Raw genomic sequence first — 370 nt, 5'->3', positions numbered from 1 at the left:
ACCGAAGTTGCTTGTTTTATCTTGCGATAAGAACAATTAAAAAACTCTTTTAAACGCGGTGTGTTTCTCGGTTTCTTACTTAAATGTTTCTATTAGACAATATCCAGTTTTCAAAGAACACTATTCAGTTGCAACTAAGTTGCAATGGAGCCTAGCGGGATCGAACCGCTGACCTCCTGCGTGCAAGGCAGGCGCTCTCCCAGCTGAGCTAAGGCCCCAAACTATTTAATTGAGAGAAGAATTAACCTCTCAAAACTAAACAAAGTAAAAGCGAACCGTGTAGGATTCCGTTAATTCCTTAGAAAGGAGGTGATCCAGCCGCACCTTCCGATACGGCTACCTTGTTACGACTTCACCCCAATTATCTGTC

1 tRNA gene and 1 rRNA gene are annotated in these 370 nt (G+C 42.7%); both read right to left on the bottom strand.

The features are described 5' to 3' along the window. Positions 1–145 precede the first annotated feature (145 nt). Positions 146–218: transfer RNA gene (locus ACEN4L_RS13495), tRNA-Ala, on the bottom strand. 84 nt (positions 219–302) lie between these two features. Further along, positions 303–370 (bottom strand): 16S ribosomal RNA (locus tag ACEN4L_RS13490); the annotation flags it as partial.

It is taken from the genome of Desemzia sp. FAM 23988, from assembly GCF_045528365.1.
Lineage (GTDB): Bacteria > Bacillota > Bacilli > Lactobacillales > Carnobacteriaceae > Desemzia.
The sequence above is the reverse complement of the archived record's forward strand: the minus strand, read 5'-3'. Positions and strand labels throughout refer to the sequence as shown.